At 67.1% G+C, this 1,294-nt stretch carries 2 protein-coding genes; both read left to right on the forward strand.

Annotated elements, in window-relative coordinates:
- Window positions 1-610 (forward strand): transposase (locus AB0I38_RS40300; RefSeq protein WP_358496207.1); only part of this gene is annotated, 610 nt, incomplete at its 5' end.
- Window positions 571-1,239: an RNA-guided endonuclease InsQ/TnpB family protein gene (locus AB0I38_RS40305; protein WP_358496212.1), complete on the forward strand. Its 669-nt coding sequence runs from the start codon at window positions 571-573 to the stop codon at window positions 1,237-1,239. The genes AB0I38_RS40300 and AB0I38_RS40305, both read left to right, overlap by 40 nt.
- The last annotated feature ends 55 nt before the right edge of the window (window positions 1,240-1,294 follow it).

A 1,294-nucleotide genomic window follows, 5' to 3' on the forward strand; every position in this document is an offset into this window, starting at 1 on the left:
CACCGCACCAAGGCCAGGAACCGCACGTCAGACCATCCCGACGCAGGGCATTATCAGCCTCCGAGAAATCACACCGAATTGGGCAACGGAGTCCTTCAGGGCGGGGAGGAAACGCGGAACGGTCAGGCATCTCGATCTCCCGTTTTTGTCGGTGGTGATCGGTAGTTTGGTCGGCGTGTCCCGCTTCCGGCTCCAGCCCTCGCCTGCCCAAGAGGCGGCGTTGCTGGAGCATTGCGGGCACGCCCGGTTCGTGTGGAATCTCGCTGTTGAGCAGCACTCGCACTGGAAGTCGGGACGCAAGAGCGCGCCGGGTTTCGCCGAGCAGTGCAGGCAGTTGACCGAGGCGCGGGCGGAGAACGAGTGGCTGCGAGCGGGGTCGATCATCGTTCAGCAGCAGGCGCTCAAGGACTTCGCGCAGGCAATGGCGAACTTCTTCGGCAAAACCCACCGTCGTCCGACGTGGCGCAAGCGGGGACAGGGCGAGGGTTTCCGGGTCGTAGCGGTCAAGGCCGGTGACGTGCGCCGCCTCTCCCGCAACGTGGGCGAGGTGAAGGTTCGAAGGTGGGCTGGGTGCGGTTCCGCTGGTCCCGTGCCGTCGCCGAAGCGGTGAAGTCGTTCCGCGTCACCCGTGACTCGGCGGGTCGCTGGCACGTCGCCTTCGCTGCGATCCCGGAGCCGATCCCCACACCAGGTACGGGCGAGGTGGTCGGCGTTGACCGGGGCGTGGCCGTGTCGGCGGCGCTGTCCACCGGCGACCTGCTCGGCGCGCCCACGCTCCGCGACACGGAGAAGGCCCGCCTGCTGCGGCTGTTGCGGAAGCTGGCGCGGGCCAAGCGCGGGTCGAATGGGCGTGGCGAGGTGAAGGCCGCCATCGCCCGGTTGAAGGCACGCGAGACGGATCGGCGTAAGGACTGGATCGAGAAGACCTCGACCGACCTTGCCCGCAGGTTCGACATGATCGCCGTCGAAGACCTCAAGATCTCCAACATGACCCGCTCGGCGCGCGGCACCATCGACGCGCCGGGCAAGAACGTCCGGCAGAAGGCGGGCCTGAACCGGGGCATCCTTGTCAACGGCTGGGGCCTGCTCGTCGAACGGCTGGAGCACAAGGCTCCCGGCCGCGTCCAGAAGATCAACCCGCGTTACACGTCGCAGACCTGCAACGCCTGCAAGCACGTCGCCAGAGAGAGCCGCGAGAGCTGTGAGGATGGACGTGTGCCGCTTCGAGCCCTGGCTTGACCCGCGCGAGAACAGACCCAGGTGTCTTGGTTTGGATCTGTCGGCCGGGGTTTCG

The organism is Nonomuraea cavernae (genome assembly GCF_040655715.1).
GTDB lineage: Bacteria > Actinomycetota > Actinomycetes > Streptosporangiales > Streptosporangiaceae > Nonomuraea > Nonomuraea cavernae_A.